Raw genomic sequence first — 19575 nt, forward strand, 5'->3', positions numbered from 1 at the left:
ATGACGCTCCCGAACGACGCAAGCGGCGCACGGCGGACCGAGGATGATGTTAGCGGACTGGCGCGCCTAACGAGCTTAACGAGATGGATAAGAGATCTGCTCGCGAAGTATTGCCGAGTCGATGTGACATCGATTAGCGTCGAAGGATTATTCGTCGATTACGGATTAGAGTCCAGGGCTGCAACTGGATTCATGGCGGAGTTGGCCCAAATCGTCGAGCGGCCATTGTCGCCTGTTTTGATTTGGCGATACCCCACCGTTTCGGCACTCGCGCGGTATCTGTCGGGCAGCGTCGGCGAGACGCTGGTCGCAAAAGCGTCCGTGGCCGAGGGACATCCATGCGACGAGCCGATCGCCATCATCGGGCTCTCGTGTCGTTTCCCGAATGCCTCGAATTTGGAACATTTATGGTGTGCACTTCGTGACGGTGTCGATGCCATTCGTGAAGTACCACCGGGTCGGTGGACGCCGGCGACCGGCGACGACGTATCCGTCGACGGAATCTCGCATGGTGCTTTCCTCGACGAGGTCGATCGCTTCGATGCCGCGTTCTTCGGCATCTCGCCGCGCGAAGCGGCTTCCATGGATCCGCAGCAGAGGCTCGTGCTGGAGCTCGCCTGGGAGGCTCTGGAGGACGCGCGGATCGTCCCCGGACGCTTGGCGGGCACGCGAACGGGCGTCTTCGTCGGCGCCGTGTGGAGCGACTACGCCCACCTCCTTCATCGGCAGGGCGGGAAGATCTCCCAACATACGGTAACGGGGCATCATCGCAGCATCATCGCGAACCGGGTGTCGTATGCACTCGGCCTCGTGGGGCCGAGCATGGCCATCGATTCGGCGTGTTCGGCGTCGCTCGTGGCCGTGCACCTCGCGTGCGAAAGTCTGCGGCGCGGCGAGTCGTCGCTGGCGCTGGCGGGTGGCGTGAATCTCAACCTCGTCCCGGAAAGCGCCATCGGGGTGGGCGAATTTGGGGCGCTCTCACCCGACGCGCGCTGTTTCACCTTCGATGCGCGCGCGAACGGTTACGTGCGGGGCGAAGGCGGGGGCGTGGTCGTCTTGAAGCCGCTGCCGCGGGCCCTCGCCGACGGCGACCCCATCCGCGGCGTCCTGCGTGGCTCCGCGGTGAACAACGATGGTGCAAGCAACGGCCTGACCGCGCCCAATCCTCGAGCCCAAGAGGAGGTTCTGCGGCTCGCGCACCAGCGAGCCGGCACGGCTCCGGCCGATGTCCAATACGTGGAACTGCATGGTACGGGCACCCAGCTGGGGGATCCCATCGAGGCCGCCGCGCTCGGTGCCGTGCTCGGTGGGGCGGCGGGGCGCGAAGGTGCGCTGCACGTGGGCTCGATCAAGACCAACATCGGGCACTTGGAAGGCGCCGCGGGCATTGCGGGGCTGATCAAGGCGGTGCTGTGCATCGAGCATCGGCAGCTGGTGCCGAGTCTTCACTTCGAAACACCGAATCCGCACATTGCGTTCGACGAGCTGAATCTCCGCGTTCAACGGGCCCTCGGACCGTGGCCCGCCATGAATCGGCCGCTCACGGCGGGGGTCAGCTCGTTTGGCTTCGGGGGAACGAATTGCCACGTCGTGCTTTCGGAAGGGCCGTCGGCGCGGGCCGAGCTTTCCAGGTTCTCCGCCGAAGCACCGGAAGTCTTGGCGAGTCCGGAACCCGGGCCAGTCTTCGTTTTCGGAGGATACGGCTCGCAATGGCTCGGGATGGGTCAATCGCTGCTGCAAAGGGAACCGTCGTTCCGGACCACCTTGGAGCGATGCAGCCGCGCCATTCAGGAGCATCTCGGCTGGTCGCTGCTCGACGAGCTGGCCGCCGATGTCGAGCGCTCCCAGCTCGATCGCATCGACGTGGGCGTGCCGGCCATCGTGGCCGTGGAAATCGCCATCGTCGCGCTTTGGCGCGCGTGGGGACTGAGGCCGGCGGCGGTGGTGGGGCATAGCATCGGCGAGATCGCGGCGGCGCAAGCGGCTGGTGTTCTGACCCTCGAAGACGCGATGCAGATTGCAGGCGTCTACGGGCGCGCGCTTCGGCAGCTCCAGGGAACGGGCGCCATGGGCGTGGTGGGGCTGTCGTGGGAGGATGCCTCGCGGGAGGTGCTCGCCTACGAGGGCCAGCTTTTCTGTGCCATTCAACAGAGCGCGGACTCGACGGTGGTCGCCGGAGCCCCCGAAGCCCTCGACGCGTTCTTCGAGGTCCTCGAACGCCGAAATGTCTTCGGCCGTCGGGTGGCCATCGACGTGGCCGGGCATTCGCCGGCATTCGACGTTCTGCGCGCCGAGCTGTTCGCGGCGCTTTCCAGCGTGAAGCCGCGGCGCGGGTCGATCCCGATTGCCTCGGAGGTGATCGGCTCGGTGCTGGAGGGCGAATCTTTCGATGTTGGCCATTGGGTTCGGAACTTGTGCGATCCGGTGTGGTTCGGGAAGGCGGTCGACTGTCTTTCGCGCGAGGGGTTCCGCACCTTCGTCGAAATGAGCCCGCACCCGCTGCTCTTGCCGGCGATCGAATCCAATTTGCGCTGTGCGGGGCTCCACGGTGTCACCTTGCCGTCGTGGCGCCGCAACGACGACGAGCGCCGCGCGATGCTCGACACCCTGGGCGCGCTCTCCGTGCGGGGCGTGCACATCGCCCGCCGCGGTGTGGTGCCGGTTGCTCTTTCGGGCAAGAGCGAAGAGGCGTTGCGCGCCCAGGCTGCGCGGCTGCGCGCGCACATCGAGGCGCACCCGGAGTTCGACCTGGCCGATCTCGCGTACTCGCTGGCGACGACGCGAACGCACTTCGATCACCGGGCCGTGGCCATCACGGAGCATCGCGACGAGCTGCGTGACGCGCTGAACGCGCTGGCCCACGGAGAGCCTGGGGCGAACGTCGTCGTGGGGCGCGCCACCACGAAGGGGCGCGTGGTGTTCGTCTTTCCGGGGCAGGGCTCCCAATGGGCGGACATGGGGCGATCGCTGCTCGCGACGTCGGACGTGTTTCGCGACGAGCTCGAGGCGTGTGCGCGCGCGCTGGCGCCGCACGTGGACTGGTCGCTGCTGGCGGTGCTCCGGGGCGAACCGGGGGCTCCGTCGCTCGAACGGGTCGACGTCGTGCAGCCCGTGCTCTTCGCCGTCATGGTCTCGTTGGCGGCACTTTGGCAATCGGTGGGGGTCGTCCCCGACGCCGTGGTCGGTCACAGTCAGGGCGAGATCGCCGCGGCATACGTCGCGGGCGCCCTGTCGCTGGAGGATGCGGCGAAGGTGGTCGCGCTCCGCAGTCGGGTGCTCGGCCGTCTCGCCGGCCAAGGCGCCATGGCGGCAGTCGAATTGGGGGCATCGGAGCTCGGGCCGCGGCTCGCACGGTTCGGTGCGCGGCTCTCGATTGCGGCGGTCAATGGGCCGCGCTCGTGCGTGGTGTCCGGCGAGCCCGGGGCCATGGAGACCCTTCTTCGCGAGCTGGAGGGCACCCGGATCTTCGTGCGCCGCGTGCGGGTCGACTATGCGTCGCACGGCGCCCAGGTGGAGGGCATCGAGGGCGAGCTCGTGCAGAGCATCGGGTCCCTGACCCCGCACGAGGGCACGCTTCCACTTTACTCGACGGTGACCGGGCAGCGGCTCGAGGGGAAGGCGCTCGGGGCAAGCTACTGGTATCGGAACCTTCGCCACACCGTGGCCTTCGAAGAGGCCACGCGGGCCTTGCTCGCGGAGGGGCATCGCTTCTTCGTCGAGGTGAGCCCGCACCCGGTGCTGACCTTTGCCTTGCAGCAGACCGTCGAGGCGGCGGAGATCGAGGCGGCGGTCGTGGGGTCGATCGCGCGCGATCAAGGTGATCTGCGGCGGTTTCTCCGCTCGCTTTCCGAACTGCATGCGAAGGGGCTGCCCCTCAATGGGGCGAAGTGTTTTCCCGGTGGGCGTTCCGTTCCGCTGCCCACGTATGCCTTCCAGCGCGAGCGGCATTGGGTGGACAGCGCGTCCGAGATGCATCCTCTGCTGAGCGCCGGTGTTTCACTGGCCGGTGGCGGGTGGCTTTTCGACGTGCACCTCGGGCGTCGCACGCACCCATGGCTCTCGGGGCATGTGGTCGGAGGCACGACGCTTCTTCCCGGCACGGCATTCCTCGAGCTCGCGCAGACCGCGGCGCAGCGCGTGGGGCTTTCGCGTGTCGAGGAGTTGACGATCCTGGCACCTCTCGCGCTGCCCGTCGAAGGTGGCGTCGATCTTCAGCTCTCGCTCGGTGCACCCGACGAGGCCGGGCACTGTTCGCTCGCCATGCATGCGCGCGACGACGGCGGTCCCTGGACCCTTCATGCGACGGCCACGCTGACGTCGGCGGCCGCAGCGCCCTCGTTCGATCTGCGGGCGTGGCCACCCGCGGACGCGGTCGCGTGCGACGTCGAGAGTATCTACGCGCACCTCGCGGCGTCAGGCCTCGCCTATGGTGGCGATTTTCGAGGACTGCGCGCGGTGTGGACGCGCGGCCCCGAGGTGTTCGGCGAAGTCGCCCTTCCCGAGGGCGGGGAATCCCACCGGGATGCCGCGCGCTTCCAACTGCATCCCGCGTTGCTCGATGCCTCGCTTCACAGCCTTGCCGCTGCGGGTGCCGGCGAGGTGGCGCTTCCGTTCTCGTTCACCGGCGCCACCTTGCACGCCGCGGGGGCTTCGGCGTTGCGCGTGCAGCTGTCTCCCGGTGAAGGCGGTGCCTTCTCCGTGCGCGTCGCCGATGCATCGGGGGCTCCGGTGGCATCGATCGAGTCGCTGGTGTTGCGCCGCTCGTCGCGGCCCAATGCCCTTTACCGCGTCGACTGGGCGGTGGTGCCCAATGCAGCGATCCCTGAGTGCCGGGTCGAAGCTTGCGACGATCTCGCATCGCTGAAGCGGCTGCTCGAGCGCGACGCGTCCGTGCCGGAGATCGTCGTCACGTCGTGGACATTGGACGGCGGGCACGACGCGGAGGCGGCGCATCGGGATACGTGCCGGCTGCTCGAGTTTCTCCAGGTGTGGCTCGCGGACGATCGTCTCGCGTCGAGCCGCTTGGTCCTGCTCACCCATCGTGCGGTCGCCACCGGTCCCGGTGAAGACGTTCTCGATCGGGTGCACGCACCGTTTTGGGGGCTGGTGCGGACGGCGCAATCCGAGCACCCCGATCGCGCACTGCTCTTGCTCGACGTCGACGACCACGAGGCGTCGCGTGCGGCGCTGCCCGCGGCGTTCGCGGCCGAGGAGCCGCGGCTCGCCCTTCGTGAGGGAAAGCTCCTTGCTCCACGCATCGTGCGTGCGGCCGCGTCCACGACGCCCAGCCCGTCTCGCCCGCTGCGCACGGAGGGAACGGTCCTCATCACGGGCGGGACCGGGACCTTGGGCGCGCTTTTGGCCAAGCACCTCGTCGCGGTGCATGGCGTGCGCCACCTGGTGCTCACTTCACGGCAGGGCCCTTCGGCTCCCGGTGCCGCGGAGTTGGCGCGGGAGCTCGAGGCCCAGGGCGCGCTCGTCACCGTGGCCGCGTGCGATGTGGCCGATCGCGCGGCCCTCGAGGGGCTTCTCGCGTCGATCGCGCCCGAGCGCCCGTTGACCTCCGTCGTGCATGCCGCAGGGGTGCTCGACGACGGCGCCTTGCTATCGCTGAACGCCGAGCGCACCGAGCGCGTTTGGCGCCCCAAGGCGTTGGCCGCGATGCATCTCCACGAGCTCACGCGCGGGCTCGACCTCGACGCATTCGTCCTTTTTTCCTCGGTGGCCGGGGTGCTGGGCACCGCCGGGCAGGCCAATTACGCCGCGTCCAACGCGTTCCTCGATGCCCTTGCCCACCATCGCAGGGCGCAGGGACTTGCGGCGTGCTCGCTGGCGTGGGGCTACTGGTCTGCGCGCAGCGGGATGACGTCCCATCTCGACGAGGCGGATCTGCGCCGCATGGCCCGCAGCGGCATTGCACCCCTTTCGACGGAGGACGCGTTGCGCGCGTTCGACGAGGCGCTGGGGCGCGAGGAACCGTCGCTCGTTCTCGCGCATCTCGAGCTTCGGCGGCTGGCCCCGGCCGTGATCCGTCGCGATCGTCGCGTCGAGCGACGTGGGGGCGAACATTGGAGCGAGTCCGCTCTTCTCGAGAGGGTGCGCGCCGAGGTGGCCTCCGTTCTCGGGCATCCGAGGTCCAGCGCCATCGATGCGCATCGTCCCTTGCAAGAGCTCGGGCTCGATTCGCTCATGGCCGTCGAGTTGCGAAATCGCCTGAGCGCCGCCACGGGATTGCGCCTCCCCGCGACACTCCTTTTCGATCACCCCACGCCCTCCGCCCTCGCGCGCCGGCTTTCGGGTGCGGGTACGGCATCGGTGGCTTCGACGCGTGCGGCGGCCCGCGAACCCGCCGACGAGCCGATGGCCATCGTCGCCATGGGGTGCCGCTATCCGGGCGACGTTCGCAGCGCCGAAGATCTCTGGCAATTGCTGCTCGATGGAACCGACGCCATCTCCCCCTTTCCCGAGGGGCGCGGATGGGATGCGGATGCGCTCTACGATCCCGATGCGGACGCCAAAGGCAAAAGCTACGTGCGCGAGGGCGGTTTTCTCCACGACGCGGATCGATTCGATGCGTCGTTCTTCGGAATCAGCCCACGCGAAGCCATTTGCATCGACCCGCAGCAGCGGCTCCTGCTCGAGACCTCGTGGGAAACGCTCGAGTGCGCAGGCATCGATCCCACGTCGCTCCAGGGCAGCCGCGTCGGCGTCTTCGTCGGGGTGATGTACAGCGATTACGGAGCACGTTTGCTCCAGGCGCCCTCGGCCCTCGAGGGCTACGTCGGAATCGGCAGCGCGGCGAGCGTTGCGTCGGGACGCGTCGCGTATGCCCTTGGACTCGAGGGGCCCGCGATCACCGTCGACACGGCCTGCAGTTCCTCGTTGGTGGCCATTCATCTCGCCTGCCGTGCGCTGCGCAACGGGGAGTGCTCGCTGGCCCTGGCCGGCGGCGTGGCGGTGATGGCGACCGGCGCGAACTTCATCGAGTTCAGCCGGCAGCGCGCGTTGGCCCGCGATGGTCGTGCGCGGTCGTTCTCGGCGGATGCGGAGGGGACGAGTTGGGGCGAGGGCGTGGGCCTGGTGCTGCTCGAGCGCCTCTCCGATGCGCGCGCGAACGGCCACCCCGTTCGCGCGTTGATCCGCGGTTCGGCGGTCAACCAGGATGGCCGAAGCCAAGGATTGACCGCGCCCAACGGTCCCGCCCAGCAGCGGGTCATCCACCTCGCCCTCGACGATGCGCGCCTCTCGCCCGCGGACGTCGATGCCGTCGAGGCCCACGGTACGGGGACGGCGCTCGGGGATCCCGTCGAGGCGCAAGCCCTTCAAGCCACCTATGGCTCGGCGCGCAAGCCCGAGCGGCCCCTCTGGCTGGGGACCCTCAAGTCGAATGTGGGCCACACGCAGGCGGCGGCGGGCGTCGGCGGCGTCATCAAGATGGTGCTCGCCCTGCAGAAGGAGACGCTGCCGAAGACGTTGCACGTCGAGACGCCGTCCCCCCACGTCGATTGGTCGTCGGGCACCGTGCGCCTTCTCCGCACCGCGACCCCTTGGCCCCGCGCGGAGCGCCCGCGCCGTGCTGCCGTCTCCTCGTTCGGAATCAGTGGCACCAATGCGCACCTGATCCTCGAAGAGGCTCCAAATGACAGTGGAGATGCAATTGCAATCAAAGATTCAATTGAGCTCATAGATGCAATTGCATCTGATGATGCAACTGCATCACCGTTACTTTTGTCCGCGAAAAGCGAAACGGCCCTGCGTGCTCAGGCCGAAAGGCTGCTGGGGCACCTTTCGGCGCATCCGGAGCTACCGCTGGCCGATGTCGCCCATGCGCTGGCCACCGGGCGGGCGCACTTCGAGCACCGTGCCGCGGTCGCCGTGTCGGATCGCGCCGCGTTGCTCGAAGCCCTCCGCGGCTTGGCCGAGGGGCAGCTCTCGTCCCGGACCGTCGTCGCCCAGGCCCAGACCGCGGGCAAGGTCGTCTTCGTCTTTCCAGGGCAGGGATCGCAGTGGGCCGGTATGGCGCGCGCGCTGCTCGCATCGTCCGACGTGTTTCGCGCGCGAATCGACGCCTGTGCGCAGGCTCTGGCTCCGCATGTCGATTGGTCGCTGCACGCGGTGCTCCAGGAGGAGGACTCGGCGCCGTCGCTGGATCGCGTCGACGTCGTGCAGCCCGTTCTATTCGCGGTCATGGTGTCGCTCGCGGCGCTGTGGCAATCGATGGGCGTGCGCCCCGATGCCGTGGTGGGGCACAGCCAGGGCGAAATCGCCGCGGCGTGCGTGGCCGGCGCGCTTTCGTTGGACGATGCGGCCAAGATCGTTGCCCTGCGAAGCCGTGCTCTTTCCGTCTTGTCGGGGAAAGGAGCCATGGCCGCCGTCGACCTTTCGCGCGAAGCCCTCACAGAGTGGCTCGGGCCATGGGGGGATCGCATCGCGATCGCGGCCATCAATGGTCCGCGCTCCGCCGTCGTCTCCGGGGACGCCGATGCCGTGGACGAGCTTCTGCGCGGTCTCGAATCGGCCAACGTCTTCGCACGCAAGGTGCGTGTCGATTACGCGTCGCACGGCCCGCACGTCGAGGCCATTCGGGACGAGCTTCTCGCATGCCTCGCCGATGTGCATCCGCATGCGTGCGACATCCCATTTTACTCGACGCTCACCGGCGAACGACTCGATGGCGCCGAGCTCGATGCCCCGTATTGGTACCGCAATTTGCGGCACACGGTTCGCTTCGCGGACGCCGTCGGTGCCCTCCTCGGCGATGGGTATCGCTTTTTCGTCGAGTCCAGCCCACACCCCGTTCTTACCTTGGCGCTGCAGCAAGCCTTCGACGCCTCGGAGCACGGGTGCGTCGTCGCGGGCTCGCTGCGCCGCGACGAAGGGGATCTGCAACGCTTCCTTCTTTCGCTCGGCGAACTTCATGTCCACGGACTGCCGCTCGATTGGCGAAAGGTCCTTTCGGGCAAGCACGTCCCGCTGCCCACGTACGCATTTCAGCGTGAGCGCTATTGGCTCGATGCCCCCCGCGAGTCCGATGTCGCCTCCGCGGGGTTGGCCCCGGCCGAGCATCCACTTCTGGGCACGGCCGTGGCGCTTGCCGACGGCGATCGATGGCTCTTCACGGGCCGTATCTCCCTCTCGACGCACCCCTGGCTCGCCGGGCATGCCGTTCGGGGCACGGTTCTCCTGCCCGGCACCGCGTTCCTCGAGTTGGCCCACGCCGCAGCGCATCGCGTGGGGCTCGGGCGGATCGACGAGCTGACCCTCGAAGCGCCCCTCGTGCTCTCCGCGCGTGGGGCCGTGTGCCTTCAGCTCTCCCTCGGGCCGCTCGACGAGGGCGGACGTCGTTCCCTGGTGCTGCATTCCCGTCCCGAAGACGCATCGGACGACGCGCCCTTCGTCCGTCATGCCACGGGGGTGCTGGCACCCGCCGTTGCCGCGGCGCCTCCGCCCGATGCGCGCGCGTGGCCCCCGGCGGGAGCCGTCGCGGTCGACGTGGCCGAGGTTCGTGCAGGCCTCGCCGAGGCAGGGTTCTCGTACGAGGGTGCGTTTCGTGGCCTTCGCGCGGCTTGGACGCAGGACGGTGCGTGGCTCGCCGACGTGTCCCTTCCCGAGAGGGACACGCACGGTTTCTCGCTCCACCCGGCGTTGCTCGATGCGGCCCTCCACGCCTTCGCGCTGGATACCGTTCGGGCCTCGGGCGAGCTCGTGCTGCCCTTCGCGTGGAACGGCGTTTCCCTTTACCAGACCGGCACCGCCGAGCTCCGGGTGCGCATCTCGCCGCGGGCGGAATCGGGGACCGTTTCGCTCGAGACCTTCGATGCTTCGGGCGAGCCCATCGCCGCGATCGACGCCCTGGTGACGCGCCCGATCGCGCTCGATCGACTCGAGCGCGCATCCCACGACGAGTGGCTCCACCGCGTCGATTGGGCCGTGCTCGAGATGCCCACCAGAGCGCCGCGCGCGTGGGCGGAGTACGCCGACTTTGCAGCGATCGAGGGCGCGCTCGACCGAGGGGAGGTCGTCCCCGAGATTCTCGTCACGCACTGGATGGCCGAGGGCGCGCACGATCCGAGCGCGGTGCACCAAGCCACCCAGCGCCTTTTGGCGCTCGTGAACGCGTGGCTCGCGGATGCGCGTCTGGCTTCGCACAGCCTGGTGGTGGTCACCCGTCGTGCGGTGGCCGTGCATCCCCACGAGGACGTGCTCGATCGGGTCCACGCGCCCTGTTGGGGCTTCATGCGCGCCGTGATCGCGGAGCATCCGGACTGCGCGCTGGCGATCGTGGACATCGACGACGACGAAGCTTCGCGCCGCGCCTTGCCCGATGTCATCGGATGCGGTGAGCCACGCCTTGCCCTTCGCGCGGGGGTGCCCCACGTGCCAAGGCTCACGCGGCTCCGCCCGGGGGCGCATCTCGCCGTGCCGAGCCACATGCCGGCGTGGCACCTCGATGCACCGGTCAGAGGCACGTTCGAAGATCTCGCGTTCGTGGCGCACCCCGAGGCCGATGCCGCGCTCGAGCCGGGGCAGGTTCGCATTGCCGTGCGTGCGACGGGTCTCAATTTCCGAGACGTCCTGACCACGCTCGGAATGTACCCCGGTGAGGCGGGACCGCTCGGGCTCGAGGGCGCCGGCATCGTCACCGAGGTCGGGCCCGACGTGCCATCGCTGTCCGTGGGCGATCGCGTGATGGGCGTATTCCGGCGCGCGTTCGGCCCCATGGCCGTCGCCGACCATCGCTTGCTGGCGCGCATGCCGGCCCATTGGACGTTCGCGCAGGCGGCGACCGTCCCCGTGGTCTTTCTGACCGCGTACTACGGATTGGTCGATCTCGGTCGTCTCGAAGCGGGCGATCGCGTGCTCGTTCACGCGGCAGCCGGCGGGGTTGGAATGGCGGCCGTCCAACTCGCGCGGCACCTCGGCGCGGAGGTGTTCGGCACCGCGAGTCCGAGCAAGTGGCCCAGCCTGCGCGCGCTCGGTCTGGACGACGCGCACATCGCATCGTCGCGCACGCTCGACTTCGAGGGGCAGTTTCTGCGGGTCACCGGCGGCGCCGGCGTCGACGTCGTGCTGGATTGCCTGGCGCACGAATTCGTCGATGCCTCCTTGCGGCTTTTGCCTCGCGGGGGACGTTTCGTCGAAATGGGCAAGACCGACATGCGCGATCCCGCCGCGGTCGGCGCGGCCCATGCGGGGGTCGTCTACGCCGCGTTCGAGCTGATGGACGCGGGGCCCGAGCGCATTCGTCGCATGCTGACCGAGCTGTTGTCCCTTTTCGAGAAGGGCGTGCTGCAGCCCTTGCCGATGACCGCGTGGGACGTGCGCCAGGCGCCGGAGGCGTTTCGCTTCGTCGCCCAGGCCCGCCATGTCGGCAAGATCGTGCTCACCGTGCCGCGCCCCTTGGACCCGGGCGGCACCGTGCTCGTCACGGGGGGCACGGGCACGTTGGGCATGACGTTGGCGCAGCACCTGGTCGAGAAGCACGGCGTTCGCCACCTCGTTCTCGCCTCACGGCAGGGGGCGGCGGCTCCAGAGGTCGTGGAGCGGGCGCGCCTCCTCGAGGCGGCCGGAGCCCAGGTGACGCTTTGCGCGTGCGACGTCGGCGATCGCGAAGCGCTCGCGCAGCTCATCGCCGGTGTCCCGGCCGAGCATCCTCTCACCGCCGTCGTACACGCGGCGGGGGTGCTCGACGACGGCGTTCTTTCGTCGATGACCGACGAGCGCATCGCGCGGGTGTTTCGCGCGAAGGTCGACGCGGCCATCCATTTGCACGAGCTGACGGAGCACCTTGATCTAGCGGCGTTCGTTCTCTTTTCGTCGCTCGCGGGGGTGCTGGGCAGCCCCGGTCAGAGCAACTATGCCGCCGCCAATTCGTTCCTCGACGCCCTGGCCCATCACCGCCGAGCGCACGGATTGCCCGCCACCTCGCTGGCGTGGGGCTTGTGGGCCACGCAAAGTGGCATGACCTCGCACCTTCTCGCCTCGGACCAACGGCGCCTCGATGCGCTGGGCCTCGTCGCACTTTCGAACGACGAAGGGCTGGCCCTCTTCGACGCGGCCCTGGCCCAGCCCGATGCGCTGCTCGTGCCCGCGCGCCTGCGGCCCACGCGTCTGCGCAGCGCGGTGCTGCCGCGGCACGTGCCCTCGCCGGATGCGCGCGCGTCCTCGTTCAAAGGGCGCTTGGCGGCCCTCTCCGATCCCGAGCGAGAGCACGCGTTGCTCGAACTGGTGCGGCAGCAAGCCGCGGCCGTGCTTGGCGTTGCCTCGCCCATGGCCATCGAAACGGAGCGCCCGCTCAAGGCGCTCGGGTTGGATTCGCTCATGGCGGTCGATCTGAAGAATCGCCTCGGTCTTGCGACGTCGCTTCGTTTGCCCACCACGTTGCTCTTCGACCATCCGACGCCCTCGGCGCTGGTGCAGTACCTGAAGACGGAGCTCCTTCCGCGCGATGCCGCGCCGGAGGTCCCGATCTTCCACGAGCTCGAAAAACTGGAAGGGCTGCTCGCCGCCCTGAAGCCCGAGCACGCGGCCCGCGCCTCGGTGGCCGCACGCCTGAAGTCACTGCTCGCGCAATTCCATGCCGACCCAAGTCCAGCCGTGCCTGCGCCCGGGCTCGGGGACGGCGTTACGCACGACGAACTCTTCGCCTTCATCGACCAAAACTTGGGAAAGCCTGGAACGAACCATGGGCAATGAGGACAAGCTCTTCGAGTACCTCAAACGGGTCACGCAGGAGCTGACGCAGACCCAAGCGCGCGTGCGCGAGCTGGAAGAAAAGAACGACGAGCCTATCGGCATCGTGTCCATGAGCTGTCGATACCCCGGGGGGGTATCCACGCCCGAGGGGCTTTGGGAGCTTCTTCGCGACGGCGTGGATGCCGTCTCCGGGTTTCCCGAGGAGCGCGGATGGAACGTGGCCGCGCTCTACGATTCCGATCCCGACGCCAAGGGCAAGAGCTACGTGCGCGAGGGTGGCTTCCTCTACGACGCGGATCGATTCGACCCCGGGTTTTTCGGCATCAGCCCGAGCGAAGCGCGGACCATCGATCCGCAGCATCGGGTTCTGCTCGAAATGACGTGGGAGCTGTTCGAGCGCGCAGGAATCGATCCGGCCTCGCTTCAGGGCAGTCCGACGGGGGTCTTCGTCGGTACGGTGTACCAGGATTACGGGGCGCGGCTTCTTCAGACGCCAGAGGAGCTCGAAGGTCACGTTTCGCTCGGCAGCACGGCCAGCGTGGCGACGGGACGCATCGCGTACACGTTCGGGTTCGAGGGGCCGGCGGTCAGCATCGACACGGCGTGCAGTTCGTCGCTGGTGGCGATTCATCTGGCCTGTCAGTCGCTCCGGCAAGGGGAGTGCACGTTGGCACTCGCGGGTGGCATCACCGTGATGGCCACGCCGGCCGCGTTCATCGAGTTCAGTCGCCAGCGCGCCCTCGCGCCAGATGGGCGCTGTAAGGCATTTTCGGCGCAGGCCGATGGCACGAGCTGGGGCGAAGGGGCGGGCGTGTTGCTGCTGGAGCGGCTGTCCGACGCGAGGCGAAATGGGCATCGCGTGCTCGCCCTGCTCCGGGGCTCGGCGGTGAATCAAGACGGCAAGAGCCAGGGCCTCACCGCGCCCAACGGCCCTGCCCAGCAGCGCGTCATCCAACGCGCGCTCGCCAACGCGCGCCTCGGGCCCGGCGAGGTCGACGTGGTGGAGGCCCACGGCACCGGTACGACCTTGGGCGATCCCATCGAGGCGCAGGCACTCCTCGCGACCTACGGGAAGGCGCACGCGAAGGAGAGCCCCGTTTGGCTCGGGAGCATCAAGTCGAACCTTGGCCACACGCAGGGAGCGGCCGGTGTGGCGGGCGTCATCAAGATGGTGCTCGCCATGCACCACGGGCTCTTGCCCAAGACGCTGCATGCGGACGCGCCGTCTCCCCATGTCGATTGGTCGGAGGGCACGCTTCGCTTGATCACGGAGCCCCTCGCATGGCCCACGCGCGAACGTCCGCGCCGCGCCGGTGTCTCGTCGTTCGGCATCAGCGGGACCAATGCACACGTCATCGTCGAAGAGGCCCCCGCCGTGGAGTCGACGCCCGCGCCCAACGCAGCGGGCCTCGACGCATGGCCGCTCGTGCTTTCGGGGCGGGACGCGGACGCGCTTCGGGCGCAGGCGCTTCGGTTGCGGGAACACCTGGCGGCACATTCGGATCTCGAGCTGCGGGACGTGGTGTTTTCGCTGGCCACGACGCGGTCGCATTTCGAGCAGCGTGCCGTGCTGGTGGCGGGTAATCGCGAAGGGCTGCTCGCGGAGCTCGACTCCATCGCCCAAGGCCGGCCTGCGCCGCGCGCGCTGCTCGGGGACGCGAGGCAACCGGGGAAGCTGGCGATTCTATTCACGGGGCAGGGAAGCCAGCGTGTGGGGATGGGGCGGGAGTTGTACGAGACGTTTCCGGTGTACCGGGAGGCGTTGGACGAGGTTTGTGCAGGGCTGGACGTGTATCTGGAGCGGCCGTTGCGGGAGGTGCTGTTCGCGGCGGAGGATTCGGAGCGGCTGCACCGGACGGGGAACACGCAGCCTGCGCTGTTTGCGCTGGAGGTGTCGCTGTATCGGCTGGTTCGGAGTTGGGGGTTGAAGCCGGACGCGTTGCTTGGGCACTCGGTGGGGGAGTTGGTGGCGGCGCACGTGTCGGGGGTTCTGTCGCTGACGGATGCGTGTTCGATGGTGTGCGCGCGTGCGCGGCTGATGGAGGGTCTTGCGCCGGGTGGGGCGATGGTGTCGGTGCAAGCATCGGAGGCGGAGGTGAGACCGCTTCTCGTTGGCAAGGAGGAGCAGGTGTCGATTGCGGCGGTCAACGGCCCGCATGCGACGGTTCTTTCCGGGGACGAGGAGGCGGTGGTGGAGGTGGCGCGCGCGGTGGAGGCGCAGGGGCGAAAGACGACGCGGCTGGTGGTGAGCCACGCGTTCCACTCACCGCGGATGGAGGGGATGCTGGAGGCGTTCCGGCGTGTGGCGGAGGGTGTGACGTACGGACGAGCGCAGGTTGCGATCGTGTCGAACGTGACGGGCGCGCGCGCGACGGACGAGGAGATGGGGCGTGCAGAATACTGGGTCCGTCACGTGCGGGAGGCGGTGCGGTTTGGGGATGGGGTGAGGACGCTGGAGGGGAGCGGCGTTCGCGGGTACCTGGAGCTAGGGCCGGACGGAGTGTTGACGGCGCTGGGTCCGCAGAGCGTGACGGAGTCCGGGGCGACGTTCGTGGCGGGGCTGCGCAAGGGTGGGTCGGAGGTGGAGGCGCTGGTGTCGGCGGTTGGAGAGCTGCACACGCGCGGTCACGCGGTGGACTGGCGGGCGTTCTTCGCGCCGTTTGGCCCGCGCTGCGTGGAGCTGCCGACGTACGCATTCCAGCGGCAACGCTATTGGCTCGACGCACCGGAAAGCCCATCGAGCGCACGTGAGCCATCGCTCTACCGCGTCGCGTGGGTCGCGCAGAGCGCAAGGACTTCGCCGGCGGCGTATTGGCGGCTCGACGGAACGGATTTGAGCGGCTTGCAAAAGGCGCTCGACGGAGGAGAAGGGGCGCCGCGCACCGTGGTGGCGGAGTGCCAGACCCAGGGTGACGCGGTGGACGCGGCGCACGGTGCAACGGCGGCCGTGTTGGCGCTGCTGCAGGCGTGGCTCGGAGACGAGCGCTTCGTGTCCTCGCGCCTGGTGATCGTCACCCACCGAGCGATGGCCACGCGCCCCGAGGAAGACGTCCTCGATCTCGGTGCTGCACCCCTCTGGGGCCTCGTGCGCTCCGCACAGTCCGAGCACCCCGGGCGCGCCATCGTGCTTCTCGACACCGACGCCCACCCCGACTCGGTGCGCGCGCTTCCCATGGCGCTCGCCGTCGACGAACCTCAACTCGCGCTCCGCGAGGGGACGTTGCTCGGGCCGAAGCTCGTACGCGTGCCCATGCAGGCCGCCGCGCGCCATCGACCGTGGAATGCGCAAGGCACGATGCTCATCACCGGAGGTACGAGCCCGCTGAGTGCGCGCATCGCGAAGTACGTCGTCGAGCGGCGCGGGGTGCGGCATCTGGTGCTCGCCTCGCGGCAGGGACCCTCCGCCCCCGGTGTCGACGACCTGACGCGCGAGCTCACCGCCGCCGGCGCCCATGTGACGGTGGTCGCGTGCGACGTGGCCGATCGCGAAGCACTGCGCACGTTGCTCGCGTCCATCCCGGCGGAGCACCCGCTCACCGGCATCGTCCACGCGGCGGCCGTGCTCGACGACGGCGTCGTGCTAGCGCTCTCGCCCGAGCGCATCGCCCGCGTCCTTCGCCCGAAAATCGACGCGGCGTTCCACCTGCACGAGCTCACGCAGGGGCTCGACCTCGACGTCTTCGCCTTGTTCTCCTCGTTTGCCGGCGTGCTGGGCGCGCCCAGCCAAGCCAGCTACGCCGCGGCCAACACCTTTCTCGACGCCCTTGCCCACCATCGACGGGCCCGGGGGCTCGAGGCGGTCGCCCTGGCCTGGGGACCTTGGGCGACGGACCGCGATCGAACGACGCACCTCGGCCCGGCCGATCTCACGCGCCTCGCGCGCCTCGGCGTTTCCGCGCACGCGCCCGAGGAGGGCTTCGCCTTGTTCGACGCGGGTCTCTCGGGCCGCGAGCCACTGCTGGTACCGGCCAACCTCACCGTGACCTCGTCCCGCGAAGACGACGACGTTCTCCCGTGGCTCCTCCGGCGCCTCGCCCGCGGCTCGGAGCGGAATCCCGCGGCGGAGCGCGTTTCGGCTAGCCCGCTCGCGGAGCGTCTCGCCCCGCTGTCGCCCAGCGAGCGCCATCGCGCGCTGCTCGACATCGTGCACACCGAGATCGCCGCCGTTCTCGGGTTGACCTCCTCGGACGCCGTGGAGCGCGATCGCCCGATTCGAGATCTCGGCCTCGACTCGCTCATGGCCCTCCGACTGAGCAACCGCCTCGGTGCCGCCGTTGGATTGGCATTGCCGGCCACGCTGCTCTTCGACCACCCGACCCCGGTGAGCCTCGTCGGGTGGCTCGAAGAACGCGTCTTCGGCCGCCAAAACGCCGAGCTGACGCCCGCCGCCCCGCCGTCGGTGGAAAACGACGAGCCCATCGCCATCGTCGCGATGGCATGCCGGTACCCGGGCGGGGCGAATGCGCCCGACGAACTCTGGCAACTGCTCCAGAGCGGCACGGACGCCATCGGAGGATTTCCCATCTCGCGCGGCTGGGATCACGACGCGCTGTTCGACCCGGATCCCGAGGCCAAAGGTAAAAGCTACGTGCGCGAGGGCGGCTTCCTCCACGACGCCGATCGATTCGACCCCGTGTTCTTCGGAATGAGTCCGCGTGAAACGCTGGCCGTCGATCCGCAGCAGCGCTTGCTCCTGGAGACGTCGTGGGAGGCGTTCGAGCGCGCGGGCATCGATCCCGCCTCGCTCCAAGGAAGCTCCACCGGCGTCATCGTCGGGGTCAGCCTGCAGGATTACGGTGGCCGCTTCCAGCGCGCACCGGAGGCCTTCGAGGGCTACATCGGCATCGGCAGCGCCGCCAGCGTCGCCTCCGGGCGCATCGCCTATACGTGGGGACTCGAGGGGCCGGCGTTCAGCCTCGACACCGCGTGCAGTTCCTCGCTGGTGGCGGTCCATCTGGCCTGCCAATCGCTGCGCAGGGGCGAAAGCTCCCTCATGCTGGCGGGGGGCGTCTTCGTGATGGCGACGCCCGCGGCCTTCATCGAGTTCAGTCGTCTGCGTGCGCTGGCGCCCGACGGGCGTTGCAAGGCCTTTTCCGACGGGGCCGATGGCACGAGCTTCGCGGAAGGCGTGGGCATGGTGCTCCTCGAGCGGCTGTCCGATGCCCAGCGCAAAGGTCATCCCGTTCTCGCACTGGTGCGTGGCTCGGCGGTGAATCAAGACGGCAAGAGCCAAGGGCTCACGGCGCCCAACGGGCCCGCCCAGCAGCGCGTCATTCGTCGTGCGCTCGAAGATGCGCGCCTCTCGGCCGACGACATCGACGTGGTCGAAGCCCACGGCACCGGCACCGCCTTGGGCGATCCCATCGAGGCGCAGGCCCTCGCATCCACGTACGGAGCGGCACACTCACGGGAGTGGCCTCTTTGGCTGGGAAGCATCAAGTCCAACTTGGGTCATACGCAAGCGGCGGCGGGTGTCGCGGGGATCATCAAGATGGTGCTTTCGATGCACCACGGGTTCTTGCCCAAGACGCTTCACGCCGAAAGTCCGTCCCCCCACGTCGATTGGTCCTCGGGGGCCCTTCGCCTCTTGACGGAATCGATTCCGTGGCCCGATACCGGGCGGCCGCGCCGTGCGGGAGTCTCGTCGTTCGGCATCAGCGGGACCAACGCCCACGTCATCTTGGAGGAAGCTCCGATGGCGGAGCCCGAGGCGTATATCGAGTGGCCGCCGTCGTTGCCCTCGGTATGGCCGATTGCACTTTCGGCTCGGAGCGAAGCGGGGTTGCGCGCGCAAGCCGCGCGGCTCCGCGCGCATCTGGACGCGCACCCCGAGCTCGAGTTGCTCGACGTGGCCTGTTCGCTCGCGACGACCCGTTCGCATTTCGAGCACCGTGCGGTGCTGCGCGCGGGGGACCGCTTTGCGCTCGACGGCGAGCTCGAAGCATTGTCGCGAACCCACTCCACCGCGATCCCTCGGGGAGAGGGGCGCAACGGTCTGGCGATTCTGTTCACGGGTCAGGGAAGCCAGCGGGTGGGGATGGGGCGGGAGTTGTACGAGACGTTCCCGGTGTACCGGGAGGCGTTGGACGAGGTTTGTGCGGGGCTGGACGTGCATCTGGAGCGGCCGTTGCGGGAGGTGTTGTTCGCGGCGGAGGATTCGGAGCGGCTGCACCGGACGGGGAACACGCAGCCAGCGCTGTTTGCGCTGGAGGTGTCGCTGTATCGGCTGGTGCGGAGTTGGGGGTTGAAGCCGGACGCGTTGCTTGGGCACTCGGTGGGGGAGTTGGTGGCGGCGCACGTGTCGGGGGTTCTGTCGCTGACGGATGCGTGTTCGATGGTGTGCGCGCGTGCGCGGCTGATGGAGGGTCTTGCGCCGGGTGGGGCGATGGTGTCGGTGCAAGCATCGGAGGCGGAGGTGAGACCGCTTCTCGTTGGCAAGGAGGAGCAGGTGTCGATTGCGGCGGTCAACGGCCCGCATGCGACGGTTCTTTCCGGGGACGAGGAGGCGGTGGTGGAGGTGGCGCGCGCGGTGGAGGCGCAGGGGCGAAAGACGACGCGGCTGGTGGTGAGCCACGCGTTCCACTCACCGCGGATGGAGGGGATGCTGGAGGCGTTCCGGCGTGTGGCGGAGGGTGTGACGTACGGACGAGCGCAGGTTGCGATCGTGTCGAACGTGACGGGCGCGCGCGCGACGGACGAGGAGATGGGGCGTGCAGAATACTGGGTCCGTCACGTGCGGGAGGCGGTGCGGTTTGGGGATGGGGTGAGGACGCTGGAGGGGAGCGGCGTTCGTGGGTACCTGGAGCTGGGGCCGGACGGAGTGTTGACGGCGCTGGGGCCGCAGAGCGTGACGGAGTCCGGCGCGACGTTCGTGGCGGG

2 protein-coding genes (1 of these 2 running past the window's edge) are annotated in these 19575 nt (G+C 68.8%); both read left to right on the plus strand.

All coding sequences use genetic code 11. The annotated features are described in order from the left end of the window. Window positions 1–12696, plus strand: coding sequence for an SDR family NAD(P)-dependent oxidoreductase (locus LVJ94_13925; GenBank protein WXB08330.1), 12696 nt, complete (start codon window positions 1–3; stop codon window positions 12694–12696). After that, window positions 12686–19575 carry the beginning of an SDR family NAD(P)-dependent oxidoreductase gene (locus LVJ94_13930; protein ID WXB08331.1) on the plus strand. Its footprint extends 11620 nt past the window's final position, so only the first 6890 of its 18510 coding nucleotides appear in the window; its start codon is at window positions 12686–12688; the stop codon falls past the right edge of the window. The genes LVJ94_13925 and LVJ94_13930 overlap by 11 nt, the downstream gene beginning before the upstream one ends.

The organism is Sorangiineae bacterium MSr11367, from assembly GCA_037157805.1.
Taxonomy (GTDB): domain Bacteria; phylum Myxococcota_A; class Polyangia; order Polyangiales; family Polyangiaceae; genus Pendulispora; species Pendulispora rubella.